Raw genomic sequence first — 19,457 nt, 5'->3', positions numbered from 1 at the left:
TTTCAAAACGATTGTGTCAAAATCCAATTCTTTGGGATTGGAAAACTCGTTCCAGCTCATGCAGGAGCTTTTTGCTGACCTGAGAAAGGGAACCGGAGCGGTAGTCATTTCTTCAGCCTCAGGTGCTGAGTTTGCCTTGGAGTCTGATGCTTGGAAAAATGGGGTGTTTACTTATTCAATTCTCGAAGGTTTAGAGGGTAAAAAATGTGACAAAGATAAAGATGGTTCAGTTCAGGTCTCAGAACTTAAAGACTATGTTTTTGATCGGGTGTCTGAACTGACTAATGGCAAACAGCATCCGACGAGCAGGAGAGAGAATCTGGAATTTGACTTTGTAGTGTGGTAACAAAATATCCGTACTGGCAGGTATAGTATTATTGAGTATAATATTCCTCTTTTGGTTTACCAACCAAAACCTTTATAATATGTTACTCAATCAAATATTCATTCGACGCATTTTCATTGTATTTACTGCTTTACCTTTCATTGTGTCAGGTGCATTTGCTCAAAGCGATGCGGAAATAAAAGACTTGAATGTTGCCATAGGTCATTATCAAAATGGGGACAAGGATCAGGCGATCGCCGTGTTAACAGATGTTATCAAAACCTATCCTAAGAGTTACTACGGGTACTTGTATCGCGGATCATGTTATGGCGAACTGGAGAAATATGATTTAGCCATTGCTGATTCCAAAAAGTTGGTAGAATATTATCCGGACGATCCGTCAGGGTATATCAATGTTACAGCTTACCTAATGCATGCTAATCGCTTTGGTGAATCCAAAGAGTACGTGATGAAGTCTTTTGAGTTGGGCAAATTCACCATGTGGCAAGTCTGGATTAACAGGGCTTGTTATCACTGGTGGGAAAAGGATATACTCAAGGCTAAGGAATATATGTTGAAGACTGTAGAGATGATTCCTTCTGTGGCAGATTATAATGCCCTAATTGAAAGCCTGGATAAAATGATTGCAAAAGGTCTATTGTCAGATACGTATCAATTGATGAGTTTTCTTAAAAATGAATGGACAAAAGCTGGTGACATATACATCCAGATTCAGAAGTATGATCAACAAGCTATTGAACATTTAGATAAGAAGGAAGACATAGCAGCCGCTCAGATAAATAAAAAGGCCTCTGATTTGGCACTGACTATTATTCCACCAAATTACCAAATGGCCATGCAGTTTGCAGGATATGAAGCCAGTATTTATAAAAGGTTGGATAAAAAGGACGAGGCAAAAGCAACCTACAACAGAATACTTGAATATATAGAAAAAGGGCATTTAGCTGACTCAGTGGCAGGAGAAAATGCAAACTCCGGTGGACTCTTTTTTAAAAATAATCATGACAATAAGCGAGCCGCAGTGTTTTATGCAAAGGCAAATGACATATTTCAAAAAATGGAATATAAAGCCTGGCTTACCATAATAGCCTCAAATCTCGGAGAAGTGTATAACAACATGGGAGATTATGAGCAGTCTCTAAAGTACTACAATCAATCTATAAAATTGGGAAAAGAGACCGGGGAAGAATCTGGTCTGTCTATTACCTACAACAACATCTCATCGACTTATGAAAATCTTGGGCAGTATGAGACAGCCATTGAGATGGCCAAACAGGCAGTAGCTTTGGGAGAAAAATACAAACACGCATCGTTATCTGCATTTTATAGTTCTTTAGGTCATCGGTACTATGCGATCGGTGATTATGCATCTGCCTTGCCAAATTATGAAAAGGCTCTTGCTCTGGATAGAAAAAATAATGACAAATTTAAAATCTCGCAAAGGTTAGGTAGCATTGGATCTACTTATCTGGGGCTTAGGAAGTTGACGTTGGCAGAGCAGGAGCTTAAAGAAAGTGTAAAAATTGCTGAAGAGGTAGGCTCGGTAATGGATATGGCTGCCGGATGGCATAATCTGGGAATGGTTTATAAAGATTTGAAAAAGACCAATGAGGCAAGAACATACTTTGAAAAATCACTAACACTTTATAAGAAATATGGGTTGGCGAGAGAAGCTGCCGGAGATCTTATGATCCTGGGACAGCTAAATTACGAGCGATTTGATAATACTTACAAAGCCGAACAATATCTCAAAGAGGCTGAAACTATATATTCCAAACTGAAACTTTCGTTGGAATTAAGCGAAGTGTACTATCACCTTGCAGGGATGTACGCCAAAAAGAATAACATTACTGAAGCAATAAAATATGGTGAAAAGGGAGTAGGTTTTTTCGAGTCAATCAGGACAAGTGGCAACAAAACAAGCGTTATACAGCTTTCTACAAGCATTAAACTATACGAGGTATTGGCGGCTACTTATGCGGCTAATAAACAATATAAGGAAGCTTTTAATACCTTCGAAAAAGTAAAAGCAAATGTATTGGTGAGCAAACTGTCTGTCGGTACGAATCCGGTTGCGGCTACCACTAGTCTGATAAGTAGTAAATTGCCTTCTAATACGGCCATGATCAGTTATATGAATACTGGTCACGGTATTCCGACTTTTATTACCATTACCAATTCCAATACTTACGGCTACTTTCCGAGAATGGATGACAGCAGCACATCTTCTTTTGATCAAAATTTCAAATCATTGCTCTCTAAATATGAAGCTGTTGCGCTGACAACACAGAACAACCAGCGTGGATTTAAACCAAGTAAAAAACAGGATGTGGTAGTTGCGCAAGATCAGGCAATGTTTAATTATGAAAAATTTGAAAACCTGATCAATTATTACAGAACGTTGCTCATCAATCAGGGCAATGGAAATGCTGATGGAGCTGTAATAAAGGAAATCGCTCAGGGTTTGTATCAATACCTTATTGCTCCCATAGAGAGCAATGTTGTCGGAAAAAAAGAATTGGTTATCATCCCTGAAGGAATATTGAGCTATCTGCCTTTTGAAACACTGATAGATCAGAATGGAAAGTATTTAATAGAGAAATATACTATTCAATACACCCAATCTGCTACAGTGTGGTCACTGATTCAGGGTCGAAATTACCCAGCCAGCCGTAAGCCAATGCTTGCCTTTGGCGGAGCTATATATCAGGGAACAGGAGCTACAACAGGTACTGTCAATTCGGAGGATGAACTTAATCAGTTGCAATCAGAATTGAAGAATAACAACAAAACATTTACCCGTGGTGCGTACCAAAAGTTGGGAATTGGAAGCTGGGGGGATTTGCCTGGAACATTGAAAGAAGTAAATACCATTAAAGCAAGCATACCGGGTTCTGTAGTACTCACAGGCTCTTCAGCCAGTGAGGCAAAAATATCCGATATGTCACTTTCCGGTCAATTGGATGACTATAAGGTGATCCACTTTGCTACTCATGGTGTAGTGGTGCCTGAGATTCCGGAGCTATCGGCACTTGTACTTTCACAGTCCGGAAATACTAAAGAAGATGGTTATCTGACTATGCAGGAAATAGAAGGGTTGAAAATTAAAGCCGATTTTGTGAATTTATCAGCTTGCGAGACAGGATTAGGTAAAATCTATGGTGGCGAAGGGGTAGTTGGACTTACCCAATCATTTCTTGTGGCTGGAGCCAATGGTCTTTCTGTGTCTCTTTGGCAAGTAGCAGATGAATCCACTATGAAGTTTATGACGGGGCTTTACAAAGAAGTAAATGCAGGTAAAAACTACAAGGAAGCCAGCGCAGAAATGAAAAGACAATTTATAAATGGAATTCATGGAGAGCAATACAAAAATCCATACTATTGGTCTCCTTTTGTTTATTATGGGAAATAGAAATAATTATAGCGAAATGACTTTATATACTTCTCCTTCTTAAACGCACGGCGGTGTATGCATTTTCACAAGTGATTTAATTTTCAGATGCTTGCATCGTAAACAACTTTGTTTGCTTAGTAAATCTCAAAATCGTAAAGCACTGATGTAGTTCCTTGACAATCATTCTTTACCCGTTGAATATTATTAACTTTTCCATAAGAAATGCGAACTTGCTCATGGAATCTGATATGAATGGTGTAGGTCAACAACCTTTCGTCTCAACCGAACAAACCCCAATGAGTATATGCAACTTATTTTACACCCCATTACGCTCAGGCTCAAACATCATTTTAAAATAGCGCACGATTCCCGATCTGTCCAAAAAGCTTTGATAGTAGAGCTGAAACATGAAAATATTTCGGGATTCGGAGAAGCATCAGCGAGTAATTATTATAATTATTCCATCGAAGGAATGATGGTGTTGCTGGAACAAAATAGAGCCTCAATTGAGGCTTACAATTTTGAGGCTCCTGAGGAGTTCTGGGAAAAATCGAGTAAACTATTGGTATCCAATTCATTTGCGCTTTCAGCTTTGGATGTGGCCATACATGACCTGTATGCCAAATCAAAAAAGAAGTCGCTTATTGATTTGTGGGGTGTAAGTCAAAGAAATGCTCCTAATACTAATTATACCATTGGCATTGATACTATTGAAAAGATGGCTGAAAAACTTCAGGAGTTTCCCTGGCCTCTCTACAAAATAAAGCTTGGCACCAAGGAAGACCTGAAGATTGTTAAAGAGCTAAGAAAACTAACTTCATCGATATTCAGAGTAGATGCCAACTGTGGTTGGACTTCCCTCGAAACCTTGAAGAATGCAGAGGAAATGCAGTATTTAGGAGTTGAATTTATCGAGCAGCCTTTAGCGGCTGACAACTGGGAAGGTATGAAGCAAGTATTCGAAAACAGTCCTTTACCAATTATTGCTGATGAAAGTATAATTGATGAGACTGATGTTAAAAAATGTGCAGGTCATTTTCATGGAGTCAACATCAAGCTCATGAAATGCGGAGGTTTTACTCCGGCATTGAGAATGATAAAAGAGGCTAAATCTTTAGGATTGAAAGTGATGGTGGGTTGTATGACTGAGTCCTCTGTTGGAATGGCCTCTATCGGGCAATTGCGCCCTTTTCTTGATTTTGTAGATATGGATGGAACGATGTTAATTACCAATGACATTGCTGCAGGACCTCAATTTATTGACGGTAAAATAATGATGCCTACAGGATCGGGCATTGGTATCGACAGACTTAACTTACCCCAAGCGATCTAAGCAGCCATAAAGTGTTGTATTAGAAAATCCTCCATTTCGTCAATCACTATTGAAATTGAGATCACTTCGTCGTGCCTCCTCGTGATGACGGTTCTATAAGTGTTCTTATGTATTATAGTTACGCCAATGTTTGCCATGTCTGCCTGGCAGGTGTCCCCACAAACATTCTCAAATATGATTCTCTTTTGTGGAGATCTGCCTACCGATCCAGGCAGGCACAAAACGGGAGAGAGGTTAAGTAGGGCTAAATATATTTTGTCTTTTTACAACGTAAACACGATGCTACAATCAAATCAACAATTCGCCGTACATTGGTTTTAAATACCATCCGCCAATAAAGTTTTTTACATCCTTAAATACTGGCCTATCTTCGAGCATTAATTTTAAAGATAAATTATGAAGCATACGATCTCAACCTTACTGATCCTACTTATTTGTGTTCCAGTTTTTTCTCAGGAAAAAGAAGATAAGAAATGGGAAGTATCCGAACCGGCTTTGCCATACAAGGAATTGACCATTACTACTGATGAAGGTACCTGGATGAGTCTGGATGTAAGCCCTGATGGTAATTTGGTTGTTTTTGATATGCTTGGAGATATCTACACCATGCCAATATCAGGTGGAGATGCTACGCTGATCAGAGGAGGCCATGCGTTTGAGGTGCAGCCAAGGTTTAGCCCTGACGGCAAACAGATTTCGTTTACCAGTGATGCGGGAGGTGGGGATAATATTTGGGTAATGAATACGGATGGTTCTGATGCCAAGCAAATCACCAAAGAGAATTTTAGATTGGTAAACAATGCCGTTTGGTCTGTAGATGGCAATTACATTATTTGTAAAAAGCATTTCAGCTCCGAACGATCACTTGGTGCAGGTGAGATCTGGATGTATCATATTTCGGGAGGTAATGGCATTCAGTTGACCAAAAAGAAAAACGAACAACAAGACGTTGGTGAGCCTTGGGCTTCTCCTGACGGCAAATATGTGTACTACAGTGAGGATGTCTATCCGGGAGGATATTTCCAGTACAACAAAGACCCCAACAGTCAGATTTATGTGATCAACCGTTACAATCTGGAAGATGGAAAAATAGAAAGAGTGACTGGTGGGTCAGGAGGAGCCATCCGTCCTGTTATTTCTCACAATGGAAAGTTATTGGCGTTTGTAAAAAGGGTAAGAGAAAAGTCAGTATTGTATTTGCATGACCTGAAGTCAGGTAAAGAATGGCCGATTTACGATCAGTTAAGCAAAGACCAGCAGGAAGCATGGGCGATATTTGGCCCTTATACTGGATATAATTGGACGCCCGATGATCGGCACATAGTGATTTGGGCTGAGGGGAAAATCAGAAAAATAGATGTGACTTTATTGAATGCTGAGGTGATTCCATTCAAAGCGAGTGCAAAACATAAAATAGTGAATGCACTGAAATTTAAAAATAATGCTGCTCCCGATGAATTTACAGCCAAAGCGATCAGGCAGGCGGTGACTTCCCCTGATGGTAAAACATTGGTCTTCAATGCTGCTGGTTTTCTTTGGAAAAAATCGTTACCCAATGGCAAGCCATCGAGGTTGACGTCAGGTAAGGATTTGGAATCTGAACCTTCTTTTTCCCAAGATGGAAAATACCTTGTGTATGTTACCTGGAGTGACGAAAATATGGGAGCCATTCACAGATTAGAATGGCAAAATCCGAAGAGCAAGCCAGTAAAGCTGACTTCCGACAAGGGCATATATCGAGAACCCACATTTTCTCCTTTGGACAACAATACCATCGTCTATAGAAAAGAATCTGGCAACAGCCATCAGGGATTTTCCTTTACAAAAGAGCCCGGAATTTATCTAATGAAAGTAAATTTCAATAAAAAGACGGGTTATTCTTCCGAATCTAAGTTGGTGACCAAAGAAGGTATTTTTCCTCAATTCAATAAAGATGCGAGTAGGATTTACTACCAAACGGGCGGCTATTTGTTTGGCTCATTGACGAAGACTTTGAAATCTGTCAATTTACAAGGAAAAGAAGCCAGAGAGATTGTGAAGTCTAAATATGCCCAACGCATTATTCCAAGTCCTGACGACCATTGGGTGGCTTTTACCAATCTTTACAAAGTATATATCGCTGCTATGCCAATGACAGGTCAGGCTTTGGAGTTGGATGGTTCGGCCAAAAATGTGCCCGTAGCTCAGGTAGCCAGAGATGCCGGGATCAGTTTGCAGTGGTCTGCCGACAGCCAGCAATTGAGTTGGACGTTGGGTGATGAATATTTTAAAGAAGATATAAGCCAACGCTTTTTGTTTATGGAAGGAGCACCGGACAGTATTCCTGCCATTGACACCACGGGAGTTAAAATTGATTTGATTTTAGCCTCAGACAAACCCGAGGGAAAAATAGCTTTTACAGGAGCAAGGATCATCACCATGAATGGAGATGAAGTGATTGAAAACGGAACAATAGTGATAGAGGGAAATAAGATTCTGGCAGTAGGAGGGGGTGCTTCTGTCAGTATTCCTGATGGGGCTAAGGTCATAGATGCAAAAGGCAAAACGATCATGCCCGGTTTGGTGGATGTACATGCGCACCTTGGGCAATTTCGTTACGGATTGAGTCCACAAAAACATTGGCAATATTATACCAACCTTGCTTTTGGGGTGACCACCACGCATGATCCTTCCTCCAACACTGAAATGGTGTTTTCTCAGTCAGAAATGGTGAAAACAGGAAGCATGATTGGTCCGAGGATTTTCTCTACAGGAGTGATTCTGTATGGAGCCGATGGCGATTTTAAAGCGGTGGTGAACAACCTGGATGATGCCCGATCGGCCATCAGGCGGACGAAAGCATTTGGTGCTTTTTCTGTAAAAAGTTACAACCAACCCCGCCGTGACCAACGCCAGCAAGTGATCAAAGCGGCTTCTGAACTCAACATAGAAGTAGTTCCTGAAGGAGGCTCTACTTTTTACCACAATCTATCGATGATTTTGGATGGGCATACTGGCATTGAACACAACCTGCCTATTGCTACTTTGCACGACGATGTGGTTCAACTTTGGGCGGGAAGCCAATCTGGTTACACGCCGACTTTGATTGTGAACTATGGTGGGTTGAATGGAGAATACTACTGGTACCAAACGACCAATGTATGGGAAAATGAAAAGCTCCTGAAGTTTACACCTAGAGATGAGATCGATTCCCGCTCCAGACACAGGACCATGGCACCAATGAAGGAATATGACAATGGGCATATTTTGGTGTCTGAAAGCTGCAAGCGATTGACAGATGCAGGAGTGAAAGTCAACTTGGGAGCTCATGGTCAGCTGCAAGGGATGGGTGCACATTGGGAACTGTGGATGCTCGCTCAGGGAGGAATGACCAATATGGAAGCCCTGAGAGCTGCTACCCTGAATGGCGCCAACTACCTGGGCATGGATGATCAAATAGGCTCGATAGAAGTTGGAAAACTGGCGGATTTGATAGTGTTGGATAAAAATCCTTTGGAGGATATTCAAAACTCCAATTCTGTAAAATACACCATGATCAATGGGCGATTGTACGATGCAGAAAACATGAATGAAGTTGGAAACTATTCTAAAGAAAGAGGAAAGTTCTATTGGGAACAAGAAGCGTATGCACCCGCTTTCGACTGGCATGGACATTCTCACACGGGTTGTGCCTGTGAATTGGGGAGGTGAGGTGTATTTGTTAGTTGATATGCATATTTAGGAATGAAGAACTTGATTCTAGTAATATTTTTCGGACTCATTGGTGGTGTAATATTGATGATTGGAGCACTTAAATTATTTGGTTCAATGCATGGCGCAACTATATCGGAACCTCTAGCTAACGAACATGTTCAAGAACTACTTTTTGATAATGTGGAAGATAGAAACTTCTCAAATATTTCAATACTAAACTTACAGAATAATCAAGAAATTGAAGATTTAGTAAGAAAAATGCTGAATTGGGTAAATTCAGAGAACACATTAGATCTCATGCCAGTGATTAAGGATCAAAAAGATAGCTTGTATATTGGTATTGATCTTAACAAACATCAACAGAATATTAAGAAGCTTGAAAATTCGAATTATTTCGGGTCGGAATTTATACACACCTACGATCAAATAATACTGGCTATTGACAAAAAATTAAAGGAAAATTCATTTGAATCAGGATCATGGCATGTTGGCTATTATCCTCCATTCACCATGTCAGGCGGAGGCAACCCTTGGTGTAATTGTCAGGACGTTCCTTATAATTCACCAGTTCCATGGAACTTGGTTGAAGTTGAACACATTAGCAACAATAACTACATTTGGAAATGGGGCGGTATTGAAAATTACTCATCTTATTGGAATGAATTCAGGTATAACTTCAAGGTTAAAAAAATTGGTTCTACATGGAAAATTGTATCTCTGGAAGGTTTTGACTTAGCTAAAATTAAGTAGATATGTTTGTTAACAATATATGTCTATCATACGTCAAAGTTCTTCTTGTATCTAAAAACCAAAACACAAAACCAACACTTAAAACTCCACCCTTGTAAAATCCCAGTTGCCATCGTGGCTGTAAAAAACATTGTCTCCTTTTATGGTCAATGGAGAAGGGATATTGTTTTCGTAGAGTTGTCCTGTGCCTAGTCCTTGATGCATGGTGGTAGGGTATTGGGCAGTAAATTGGCAAATGGCATTGAGCCCGATATTTGATTCCAAGGCGGAAGTAATCCACCAACCAATATTCAGACTTTCGGCAATTTCTATCCACTCAGCAGCCGATTGAAAGCCTCCAATCAGTCCGGGTTTCAAGATGATGTATGCTGGTTTGATCTCTTTCAGTAAGTCTATTTTATTTTGACGGCCATTGATGCCAATGAGTTCTTCGTCCAGCGCAATAGGTATTTTGGATTTTAAACACAACAAATACATGGCTTCCGGCTGCCTTGGCATGATAGGTTGCTCTATGGAATGCAAATCAAATTCCTCCAGTGCTTTGAGCTTGAGCATACATTCCTCTGTTGGGAATGCTCCATTGGCATCTACCCTCAGAGTGAGTTTTTCCTTCGGATATTTCTTGCGGATATACCGCAACAGATCACGTTCTTTGTCAAAATCAATTGCACCTATTTTCATTTTTAGACATGAAAACCCTGCAGCCAGTTTCGTGTCTATCTGCTCTTTCATAAAAGCTTCATCTCCCATCCACACCAGTCCATTGATTGGTATTTTTTTCTGCTTTTTGTAAAATTCGTTTTGGAAGATTTCTCTTACACCGCCATTGACCAAATCCAGGAATGCAGTTTCTAAAGCAAAGCGAATGGAAGGCAACTCCTTGGGAACAAGTGTAGCGACAAGCTTGTACACTTCTTCGGTGTTTTTTGGTAAAGTCGATCTTCTGACTATGGCTGACAACTTATTCAACTCTTCTTCGAAAGAGGCATTGTAGTCCACACTTAGTCGCTCAATAGGGGCAACCTCTCCCAGGCCGAATATTGACTTGTCATTTTCTTCATAGAGTTTAATAAACCATACTTTTTTGTGGTGAAATACCCCTCTGGATGTGCCGGCAGCAAAGTTGAAATCAAGGGTGTATGGAGCGAATCTCAGTTGTAATGACATAAGGTCGAAATTAATATATTGCCATGAATGCACAAAGCTGTAGGGAATATCATCAACAAATTTTATGGGGTGCTATAAATCAACTCCTATTTATTGCAAAATTGGCGAAATAGTTCAAGCTTCGTGATTTGGATTGCAACACAATAAAATGACCTCTTTAGAAAACTACCTTTACGAATTGCCTGAAAATAAAATAGCCAGGTATCCATTGGCTGAGAGAGATATGTCCAAACTGCTGAAGTATGAAGACGGAAAAATATCTCATCATACTTTCAAAGATGTTGTGGAGTTAGTGCCAAAAGACAGTTTGCTGGTGTTTAACAATACCAAAGTGATAGCTGCCAGGCTTTTTTTCTTCAAACACACAGGAGCTAAAATCGAAATCTTTTTAACGGAACCTATTGAGCCATCGGGTGATTTTCAATTGGCATTGAAAGCCAGAAATACCTGTGTCTGGAAATGTATGATTGGCAATGTAAAAAAGTGGAAGGAAGATGCACTCCACCTGAACATCAATTCGGAAGCGCATGGCGAGATAATGGTGCATGCTACTTTGGTTGACAGGGAAAATGGCTGGGTTCAGTTTGATTGGGAAGCTCCGGTGGATTTTTTAGAAATCATAGAATCAGGTGGGAATGTCCCATTGCCTCCGTACCTCAATCGTATGGCAGAGAATGAAGATAAAGATCGTTACCAAACGGTATTTTCAGAACATGAAGGGGCAGTTGCTGCTCCTACGGCAGGATTGCACTTTACGGACGAGATCATAGCTCAACTGAAGGGTGGTGGAGTAAAGGACGACTACCTCACGTTGCATGTGAGTGCTGGTACTTTCAGGCCGATAAAGGAGAAAGACTTCACCAACCATCCGATGCACAATGAAAAAATCATTATTCACAAGAGGAATATTGAAAACCTGTTGGCTGCAAAGGGAAATATCATTCCCATAGGCACTACCGCCATGCGTACTCTGGAAAGTACGTATTGGTATGGAGTGAAATTGATGCAGGATGAAAATGCCTCATTTCATATCGACAAAATGATGGCATATGAAAAAGAGATCAGCGAACATCCTTCAAAAGAAGAGGCTCTTCAGGCTATTTTAGTAAAGATGGAAAAGGAAAACACTGATTCGCTTTATGGTGAAACAGAGATATTTATTTACCCCGGTTATAACTTTAAAATATGCTCTGGACTATTTACCAACTACCATCAGCCGGGCTCTACGCTTATTCTTCTTGTAGCGGCTTTTATTGGTGAGGATTGGCGAAAAATTTACAATGAAGCACTCAACAGCGACTACCGCTTTTTAAGTTATGGTGATACTTCTTTGTTGCTGAAGTAGGATGTTCTTTAAAATCAAAACCTCATTATTGCACTTTTGGTCATAGTAGTCTGTTTAAACTCATTTGTCATTTCGACGAAGGAGAAATCTTTCTTGCCGACGACCTGCAATAAGCAAGGAAGATATCTACCTGGCAGGCATGGCCTCCTTCGTCGGGATGACAAGGAGGCGTTTGAGGTTGATATCTGATTCAACAACCTAAGCAAGATTATTTATTGTTCTGCTACCTTGTCACACTTCACTGCCCGCCTGCTAGGCTGGCAGTGAAGTGTCTCAATTTGACTGACCTATGAAGTTTGGGAATAGTGAAGGTATTTAACCCCTTAGCCCTGATCTCTCATTCTCAAATAGATATTTCACAGATTCCTGAATCGCTTGTAACGAACTGTATCGTGGTGCATAATTCAACAATCTTCGTGCTTTGTCAATACTGCAATTGGGACTGTGTGCAATATGATCCCAAGTCGCTAAAGCATCTTTTTGACTCACTGTTTTTTTCCATTCTTCCCAAGGTAAAAACTTTAGATTGGCTTCTTGTCCGAACCATGCTGCCATAGCCATCGCATAACCTCTTAGTGTAATTGCCTGTGCAGATACGATATGAAAACTTTCTCCTACAGCATTGTTCCAATTGGAAAGTGCCTGCATGAACCCCTGGGCTACATCATCGGCATGTACATGATGCACGGTTTCCATCCCAAAGTTTGGTAATATCAATTCTTCTCCGTTTGCTAATTTTTCAAACACCTCGATATTAAAATTACCTGCCGGATTGACTGGAGCCCATCCAGAACCAACTATATGACCCGGGTGCAATATGGTCGCAGGAAATCCTGTTTTGTGGGCTTTAGAGAGTAGATAAGATTCTATGGCAGCTTTCTTCCTACCATAGTCGCAAATTGGGTTGCGGTTTTGATCTTCTGTGGTAGGCACCTGCTCGCTATGGCCATGCACCCACGTAGTGCCACAATGAATGAAATGTTGTATTTGTCCCTGAAGGGATTCAACCAGGCTTTTGGCACTTTCTGGAGTGAAACAAATCAAGTCTATTACCGCATCGGGTGTCAGCGCACGGATTTGCTCCCCAAAGGTGTTTTTTGCTTCAGCCTCTGTTCTGTCTATGGTCACTTGCTTTACTGATTTCCATGCTGGATGGACATTGTAGGGTGCTCTTTCCTGACGGCTGACTGAGATGACTTCATGTCCTGCCATTACCAATCGTGGAACTAAAAATGTACCTACGTGCCCGGTACCACCTATTACTACTACTTTCATTCTGTATCAGTTTTTTCTATGCGTGAATCTTGCTAAGATAAGAGTAAATTTTAAATTGTTTTAGGACTTTGAACCTTACCTAGGGCAAATGCAGTTGAAAATACTTGCTATTCTTTGAGCCCTGACTCGTTCAGGCAGGTACTCTGGAATCTGTTCGAGAAACAGCTAATGATGCTTTTTCCAAAGGGTGCCGGAACATCTGCCTGAGCGGCAATTGATTCACTCTTTTAAGGCAACCTCTAATGTTGTTTATGCCCTAACCCTTTTCTGGAAGGAAAGAAATATCCACATAGTGCTTGTTTTTTGGACTCATTGGATCAATCCACACATCTATTAACTTGTCGGTGAGAAACGAGGCTGGGTCATAGGAGATTTTATCACTGGTGAAAGTGTACATTTTAGAATCTGCCGGGTTGAGCCATTCTGAGACAACTACAAATTCTGTTTTGTTTTTCGATTTTCTGGATTCTACCCGACCAGGTAGCTGAATTAGTTTTCCTGTTTTTAGTAGCTCTTTTCGGAGTTTCATTTTGTTGAAATAATTGTAGCAGGTATAGGAACCTGCCAAAGATATAAGTAAACCTGATACGAGGAGAGCGGCAGGCAGACCCCATAACTCAATAAAACTATCAACTTTGGCCATTTGAGGGTCTTCTTTGATGTACCTTATCATTAATTTGTCACCCTTGTTAAAGTCAAACCCGGAGCTTGTACCGGTTTCTGATGAAAATGTATAAGTATTTCCGTCTTCACTTTCAAAAGAAATCAGCGGATGATAGTAGGTGGTACTGCGATGACGTCTGGATTCTATGTCTATAACAATCCCTTCAGCTTGGGTTGATTGAGTGTAAAATCCCATTTTTTCCTGTAAAAAATAGGCACCTGTACCAAATAATGCAATACCCAAGAATACTACTGCTATTCCTGTCAATAATTCGGATGCTTTTTTCATTTGCGATTAGAGATTAGATTGTAACTAAAGTAGATTAAAAAGTATGAAAATAGATACAGGTAGCTGGAAAAATAGTGGCCTGGCATTCTGCTAGCCATAGACCAAAAGAATGATCAAAGCAACCAACGAAACGATTGTTCCGAGTATTAAAATAAAGGGTATAGCTTTGTATCTTTTAAGCTTATTGTCTGTTTTTTTGCTTCTGTGCCATAGCAACAGGCTAAGGACAGCAAAAGGAAATGACAATACCAGATTCATATAATAGACCCAAAAAGAACTGGTCAGTGCAAACCATATTGCTGAGATCAATGAGATGGAAAAATATATATCTGATTTTTGAATTTTCATTTTTTTTTGCCGGATGATTGACCCGATGAAGCAAAAAGGGATAACATCAGATGTCACACTATAATGTTTCTATCTTGATTTTTTAGCTTTCTTTTCGATTTTCTCAGCTTTTTTTTCTTTGGCAGTTTTGGTAGCTTCTTTTTTGACGTTTTTCTTGGCGTCCTGTCCTTTTCCCATGGTATTGATTGTTTAGTGTTTGAATTGTACTCCCGAATTTAAATACTTACTGATCCATTTTATTGAAAATGGGGTTTTATATTTTTCGCTATCCAAAGAGCAGCCCGTGCAAACGATATTTTAGGAAAAGTGAGTGACCGTTTGTGTGCCAAATGTGTACTGAAAGTCCTTGATTCTGATGTCTATCGGCAGTGTCCGGTTTAGTCTTTTTTTCGATAAACGTTTTGCATAAATGTTGTGAATTCTTTCGTGAAATTGTCCAGGTCAATTGCTGAAGGTTTTAAATAACTTACAATTTTTTTTAATTCGTAAGAAGAATAATTTGCCGATTCTTCCAGAAGGTTAGAAATCCCTAAAATTTGTGCAATAGGTTGCCTTACTTTATGTGAAATCATGAACATCATATCTTCTAATCCTTCAATATGGGCTCTTAAAGAATCTTCGGTTTTCATAAGTTCAGTGTAGGCAATAGTTAGTTCTGATACCAATTCTTTTTTTGCCTCATATTGCAAGGCAAGTTCCTTTTGCAGAACTAATAACTCTTCATCCTTTTTTTGTTTCTGATAATATTGTAAAGCAAGTTCTTTGTTTGCTGTGAATAATTCATCGACCCATTTCTGTTCTTTATTTTTTTGCGAAGCAAGTTCTGTTTTTGTTTTCAATAATTCATCGGTTCGCTTTTGTTTCCGATGATATTGCGAAGCAAGTTCTTTGTTTGCAATTAATAATTCATCTGCCCGTTTTTGTTTTTCATCTTTTTGAAAATCAAGCTCTTTGTTTGCTATGATTAGTTCTTCAGCTCGTTTTCGTTTTTCATTTTTTTGTAAAGCAAGTTCTTTGTTTGCAATTAATAATTCATTAGCCCGTTTTTGTTTCTGGTCATTTTGAATTGCATTTTCTTTTCTAGATAGTATTAGTTCTGCTCTTAGTGTTTCAATTTCTACTTTTTGAAATGCTAACTCCCTTTTTATACTTAGAAATTCTTCCATTTCTTTTTTCTTATTCATAACTCATAGGTTTGAAGAGCTGATCTTAATATTATCGTTTTTTTTAATTCCGTCGTTTTTATACATTTTGTTACGTGATGTGTAGCCTTTTTAGGACGGGTTATGGCCTGTAACGATCAGATATGGCACGTGCCTCTGGTCTTTTAAATATCTACTAAAGTATCGGGTTTGCAGCATATTTTTCAAGGAACCATTTAGAAGCAAGTGCTATATTGTTTGTTAGGGATCTCATAGGCACTCATTATTTATTTGCTGAATCACTTCATTTATTTTCTTGTAGTCCTTCAATTTCTTCTCGTTAAAAGATGTACATCCCTTCACATATTCAGTCATTACTTGAGCATAATTATCTTCCGTAATGGCAACCAATTTTTCAGTAACAGAATCATAAAGCAAATATTCTTTCTCTACGATTTCTATGTCAGAAGCAACATTGATTAAATCTGATTTGAGCTTAGCTTTTTCCAAAGATTCCTGAAGTGACTTGCCATTGGAGAGGTCTTGTTTAATAGATTTCTTTACAACGTTTGATGTTAAAGAATCAAGGAAAGATTTTCCGATAAAACTTGATATTTTTTTAGAATTTCCTGCCGCTGGATTGTAACTTAATCTCAACCTTCCAGAAACTAATCTTTGCAAATAAATTCCATCATAATAATCATAAAATACTTCTTCCTTTTTTTTCTTTTGATTGATTAAAATCACCGATCCTGAACCCAAATATTGCCCTTTGTCCTCTCCATTTGGAATAATTACGATAGCTCTTTTTACAAAATCCCAGTCAGAAGTATTATTAAATACCGCTATATCACCTTCTATTTCTTCTCCTGATGCTGTGATAATCATTCCTGGAAAGAATTTTGGGGAACCAAATACTCTTGAGTCGTAGATAGTTTGTCCGTCCTTATTCTTTTTAGCGAAAGGAAGAGGTGCATTCTGATTGGCTTCATAACCTAGTACCTCAACTGTTTTTGGTTGTGCGAAAAGGGAACCTATGGATACCCAAATCAAAAAGACAGGCAGTATTTTATTCATATACATTAATTTATAATTCGTTTAAAGTATTTAATCTATTTTGTATGGATCAATATCCATAATGTTCAGCTATGATGAGTGGGGATTAGAAGGTACTAACTGCCCGTCTGTCCAGTGTGCTTTCCGCTCGTACATAGCCCGCCTTATTTTAAATTTATTAATTGTGGCGGAATTTACAATCCCCACCAAACTTTCCTGACCAGTGGAACCCCATTCATTCATAGTATCCATTAACAATCTAAAGGGAATTAACTTAATTAAGTCAAAATCAAATCCCTAAAGATTAAATTTATGGATAATAAAGTTAGCTTATTTTCATCTCTTACGCTATATGTAGGTATTGATGTTCACAAAAAGCAGTGGTTGGTTTCTATTTATCCTGACCAATAACTCTCTTCGTTCATGGATGCTTAGCGATGTTCTTTTACCTTATCAATTTTGTTGGTGCATAGCCAAATTGTTTTTTGAAGGCAAAAGAAAAGTGAGATAGGTTTTCAAAACCTGTTTCAAAACAAACTTCCATAGGCTTCCTTCTTTGCTCGGCCAACTGGTAATGTGCCAGCTCCAGTCGCTTTTGCGTGAGCCATCTTTGGGGTGTGATATTAAATGCTTTTTTAAAATCACGTTTGAAGGTAGTAAGGCTTCTTCCGGTCAGGTAGCCAAATTTTTCTATGGGCATATTAAACATGTAGTTTTTTTCCATAAAACTGATGAGATCTACTTTATGAGGATCATCGAAGTTAGATAATGTACCATCAATTTCAGGATCTATTACTCTCAGTATGCTAATGGCTTCTGCGATTTTCAATGATGCCAGATTTTCCGGGAAAGGTTCACTCATTTCAAAATAGGGTATTAAGGAAGCAAGGCAACTTTCGAGCAGCGGGTGATTATTGAAGCTGCGTATCCCCGGTACAGGGGTTATCTTAGCTTTCACTTCGACATTGCTGTAAAAGTTCCTCAGAATATCCGTTGTTAAGAGCATGACTACCGTTTTGTGTGGTAGCCCGTCTTTTGGGTAGTTGATGACTGTTGCAGGTTTATTTCTAGGGATCAGAAAAATGTCCCCGGTTTTGAAACGATGCACAGCATCCACCTGTACAATTCTGGTTTCCCCGGAAATAAACCATATCAACATGTGCTGATCGAACACAATCTCTGATTTGAAGAACTCATCCTCATAACAGGAAAGCTTGATCTCCGGTGTGATATATTTTGATATATGATCCACTTCTCTAATTTCGATGGATTAAACTAAGCAATTCTAAGGATATATTCATATGTTATTTACTTGCCGATATTTAAAGCCTCAATCTATGCTGAATGATATACCCGTCATTTTTTCACTTAATGTCCATAGCCGCTTGGCATTTGCTTCATCTAAAGAATATGGTTTTACTCCGGCAGTGCCGATACTATCGGTTACCTCCAGCCCGGCAATCTCACAATCTTCGCAATACACCCCACCGATCTCATTGAGTAACGGGCTGGTAGCACACCAAACGGAGGTAGCAGCACCCTGAGGGACGGTTTTTAGACTGGCTGCCACTTCCGGTAGCATATTTCCATCAGCATCAAGGAACCCCATTTGCTGGAATAATTCCAATGGAGCCTCCCGGCTCAATTCTGTTCCGCCGATTGATCCGGGATGCACAGAATATGCTCTGATATTAGAAGTTTTTGCACGATTGTCCAGTTCCATAGCAAACAGGTTGCAAGCAGTTTTTGATTGTCCATACCCAAGTAGGGTCTCATATTTCCTTTTTTCGAAATTCGGATCTTCGAAATTGAAAGGGGCAAACTGATGTCCTTCAGAAGATACGTTAACTATTCTGGCGCCATTGGCTTTTTTAAGAGCGAGCCATAGCCTTGCGACGAGGTGAAATTGTGCCAGATAGTTGACTGCTAACTGAGATTCTATACCCCGACTATCTCTACGCAACGGAACCCACATAATTCCCGCATTATTGATAAGCAAATGAAGTGGTCTGCCTGAAGCCAGGAACTTTTCCGCAAATGCATCGATCGATTCGGGATTGATTAAGTCCAGCGTTTCTAATTCTACATTTGCAATTCCTTTCAGATTTTGTTTGGCCTTTTCAGTATCTCTTGCCGGTACAATCACTGTTGCTCCAGCCGCTGCAAGTACTTTGGTAGTTTCCAGGCCGATCCCTGTATTGCCACCGGTTACAATTGCAATTTTTCCTGAAAGGCCAAAACCTTTGATTACTTCATTTGCTGTTGATTTTGCATTAAATCCAGAACCGGTTGGTTTCTGCAATGCTCCTTGATAATTGTTTTGTTCCATTTCTAATTTTGTTTTGTTACGACAAAAGTAGATGGAAGAAAAACCTTTGATTTTGTTTAAAAGGCCGAACATGCTTTGTTTAAAAGGCCGGTTTTTGTATTTAACCTATAGGAAGTCTATATCTCTGAGTAACAATTCTATAAACTTGTGGCAAGGTTTTGGAGAAATACCATCCATCTGGTGTGATGGTACGGTATGCTGATGACCTGATCATTCATTGCAGGAGCCAAATAGAAGCTGACAGAATACTTGCATCACTAAAAGAACGTCTAGAAGTTTGCGGTTTACGAGCCCATCCTGAGAAGACGAAAATAGTATATTGTAAGA

The 19,457-nt window shown here is 39.5% G+C and carries 14 protein-coding genes and 1 pseudogene; 7 read left to right on the top strand and 8 right to left on the bottom strand.

Translation table 11 applies throughout. The features are described 5' to 3' along the window. The 5 genes and pseudogenes from AAOP42_RS01585 to AAOP42_RS01565 all read left to right on the top strand — a co-directional run. Positions 1–346: pseudogene (locus AAOP42_RS01585) on the top strand (hypothetical protein); the annotation flags it as partial. A 79-nt stretch (positions 347–425) separates the two neighbouring features. After that, the gene (locus AAOP42_RS01580; RefSeq protein WP_349526698.1) at positions 426–3,758 is read left to right on the top strand and encodes a CHAT domain-containing protein; all 3,333 of its coding nucleotides are present in this window, start codon (positions 426–428) and stop codon (positions 3,756–3,758) included. A gap of 286 nt (positions 3,759–4,044) precedes the next feature. Next, a complete protein-coding gene (locus AAOP42_RS01575; protein WP_349526697.1) occupies positions 4,045–5,073 on the top strand; it encodes a dipeptide epimerase in 1,029 nt (342 codons plus the stop codon). A 396-nt stretch (positions 5,074–5,469) separates the two neighbouring features. Further along, positions 5,470–8,763, top strand: a complete 3,294-nt coding sequence (locus AAOP42_RS01570; RefSeq protein WP_349526696.1) for an amidohydrolase family protein — start codon at positions 5,470–5,472, stop codon at positions 8,761–8,763. 33 nt (positions 8,764–8,796) lie between these two features. Then, positions 8,797–9,516 carry a hypothetical protein gene (locus AAOP42_RS01565; RefSeq protein ID WP_349526695.1) on the top strand — a complete coding sequence of 240 codons (720 nt, stop codon included), beginning with the start codon at positions 8,797–8,799 and terminating at the stop codon, positions 9,514–9,516. 78 nt (positions 9,517–9,594) lie between these two features. Here AAOP42_RS01565 and AAOP42_RS01560 read toward each other — a convergent pair whose 3' ends face one another. Next, positions 9,595–10,683, bottom strand: a complete 1,089-nt coding sequence (locus AAOP42_RS01560) for an o-succinylbenzoate synthase (RefSeq protein ID WP_349526694.1) — start codon at positions 10,681–10,683, stop codon at positions 9,595–9,597. A gap of 148 nt (positions 10,684–10,831) precedes the next feature. On the opposite strand from AAOP42_RS01560, the gene AAOP42_RS01555 reads away from it, so the two are divergent. Then, positions 10,832–12,028 carry an S-adenosylmethionine:tRNA ribosyltransferase-isomerase gene (locus AAOP42_RS01555; protein ID WP_349526693.1) on the top strand — a complete coding sequence of 399 codons (1,197 nt, stop codon included), beginning with the start codon at positions 10,832–10,834 and terminating at the stop codon, positions 12,026–12,028. A gap of 315 nt (positions 12,029–12,343) precedes the next feature. Here AAOP42_RS01555 and AAOP42_RS01550 read toward each other — a convergent pair whose 3' ends face one another. The 7 genes from AAOP42_RS01550 to AAOP42_RS01520 all read right to left on the bottom strand — a co-directional run bounded on the left by AAOP42_RS01550 (position 12,344) and on the right by AAOP42_RS01520 (position 19,130). After that, a complete protein-coding gene (locus tag AAOP42_RS01550; protein WP_349526692.1) occupies positions 12,344–13,303 on the bottom strand; it encodes an NAD-dependent epimerase/dehydratase family protein in 960 nt (319 codons plus the stop codon). Between the two features lie 256 nt (positions 13,304–13,559). Further along, on the bottom strand, positions 13,560–14,255 hold the full coding sequence (locus tag AAOP42_RS01545) for a DUF3592 domain-containing protein (RefSeq protein ID WP_349526691.1): 696 nt from the start codon (positions 14,253–14,255) through the stop codon (positions 13,560–13,562). Between the two features lie 90 nt (positions 14,256–14,345). After that, the gene (locus tag AAOP42_RS01540) at positions 14,346–14,603 is read right to left on the bottom strand and encodes a hypothetical protein (RefSeq protein ID WP_349526690.1); all 258 of its coding nucleotides are present in this window, start codon (positions 14,601–14,603) and stop codon (positions 14,346–14,348) included. Between the two features lie 377 nt (positions 14,604–14,980). Then, positions 14,981–15,787: a hypothetical protein gene (locus AAOP42_RS01535; RefSeq protein WP_349526689.1), complete on the bottom strand. Its 807-nt coding sequence runs from the start codon at positions 15,785–15,787 to the stop codon at positions 14,981–14,983. A 228-nt stretch (positions 15,788–16,015) separates the two neighbouring features. Next, positions 16,016–16,822, bottom strand: a complete 807-nt coding sequence (locus AAOP42_RS01530) for a hypothetical protein (RefSeq protein WP_349526688.1) — start codon at positions 16,820–16,822, stop codon at positions 16,016–16,018. Positions 16,823–17,246: 424 nt separating this feature from the next. Next, positions 17,247–18,053: a helix-turn-helix domain-containing protein gene (locus AAOP42_RS01525; RefSeq protein ID WP_349526687.1), complete on the bottom strand. Its 807-nt coding sequence runs from the start codon at positions 18,051–18,053 to the stop codon at positions 17,247–17,249. Between the two features lie 78 nt (positions 18,054–18,131). Beyond that, positions 18,132–19,130, bottom strand: a complete 999-nt coding sequence (locus AAOP42_RS01520) for an SDR family NAD(P)-dependent oxidoreductase (RefSeq protein ID WP_349526686.1) — start codon at positions 19,128–19,130, stop codon at positions 18,132–18,134. Between the two features lie 185 nt (positions 19,131–19,315). Between AAOP42_RS01520 and AAOP42_RS01515 the strand changes: the two genes are divergently transcribed. After that, the coding region (locus tag AAOP42_RS01515) for a reverse transcriptase domain-containing protein (protein ID WP_502947637.1) at positions 19,316–19,457 on the top strand (142 nt) is incomplete at its 3' end.

It is taken from the genome of Reichenbachiella sp. MALMAid0571, from assembly GCF_040151475.1.
GTDB lineage: Bacteria > Bacteroidota > Bacteroidia > Cytophagales > Cyclobacteriaceae > CAXBNB01.
Note: the sequence above shows the minus strand (reverse complement) of the source record. Positions and strands in the feature narration are given on the sequence as shown.

Bases quoted from the DNA above. Each gene is read 5' to 3' on its own strand.
- AAOP42_RS01580 (WP_349526698.1), top strand. From the start codon at position 426: ATGTTACTCAATCAAATATTCATTCGACGCATTTTCATTGTATTTACT.
- AAOP42_RS01575 (WP_349526697.1), top strand. From the start codon at position 4,045: ATGCAACTTATTTTACACCCCATTACGCTCAGGCTCAAACATCATTTT.
- AAOP42_RS01570 (WP_349526696.1), top strand. From the start codon at position 5,470: ATGAAGCATACGATCTCAACCTTACTGATCCTACTTATTTGTGTTCCA.
- AAOP42_RS01565 (WP_349526695.1), top strand. From the start codon at position 8,797: ATGAAGAACTTGATTCTAGTAATATTTTTCGGACTCATTGGTGGTGTA.
- AAOP42_RS01560 (WP_349526694.1), bottom strand. From the start codon at position 10,683: ATGTCATTACAACTGAGATTCGCTCCATACACCCTTGATTTCAACTTT.
- AAOP42_RS01555 (WP_349526693.1), top strand. From the start codon at position 10,832: ATGACCTCTTTAGAAAACTACCTTTACGAATTGCCTGAAAATAAAATA.
- AAOP42_RS01550 (WP_349526692.1), bottom strand. From the start codon at position 13,303: ATGAAAGTAGTAGTAATAGGTGGTACCGGGCACGTAGGTACATTTTTA.
- AAOP42_RS01545 (WP_349526691.1), bottom strand. From the start codon at position 14,255: ATGAAAAAAGCATCCGAATTATTGACAGGAATAGCAGTAGTATTCTTG.
- AAOP42_RS01540 (WP_349526690.1), bottom strand. From the start codon at position 14,603: ATGAAAATTCAAAAATCAGATATATATTTTTCCATCTCATTGATCTCA.
- AAOP42_RS01535 (WP_349526689.1), bottom strand. From the start codon at position 15,787: ATGAATAAGAAAAAAGAAATGGAAGAATTTCTAAGTATAAAAAGGGAG.
- AAOP42_RS01530 (WP_349526688.1), bottom strand. From the start codon at position 16,822: ATGAATAAAATACTGCCTGTCTTTTTGATTTGGGTATCCATAGGTTCC.
- AAOP42_RS01520 (WP_349526686.1), bottom strand. From the start codon at position 19,130: ATGGAACAAAACAATTATCAAGGAGCATTGCAGAAACCAACCGGTTCT.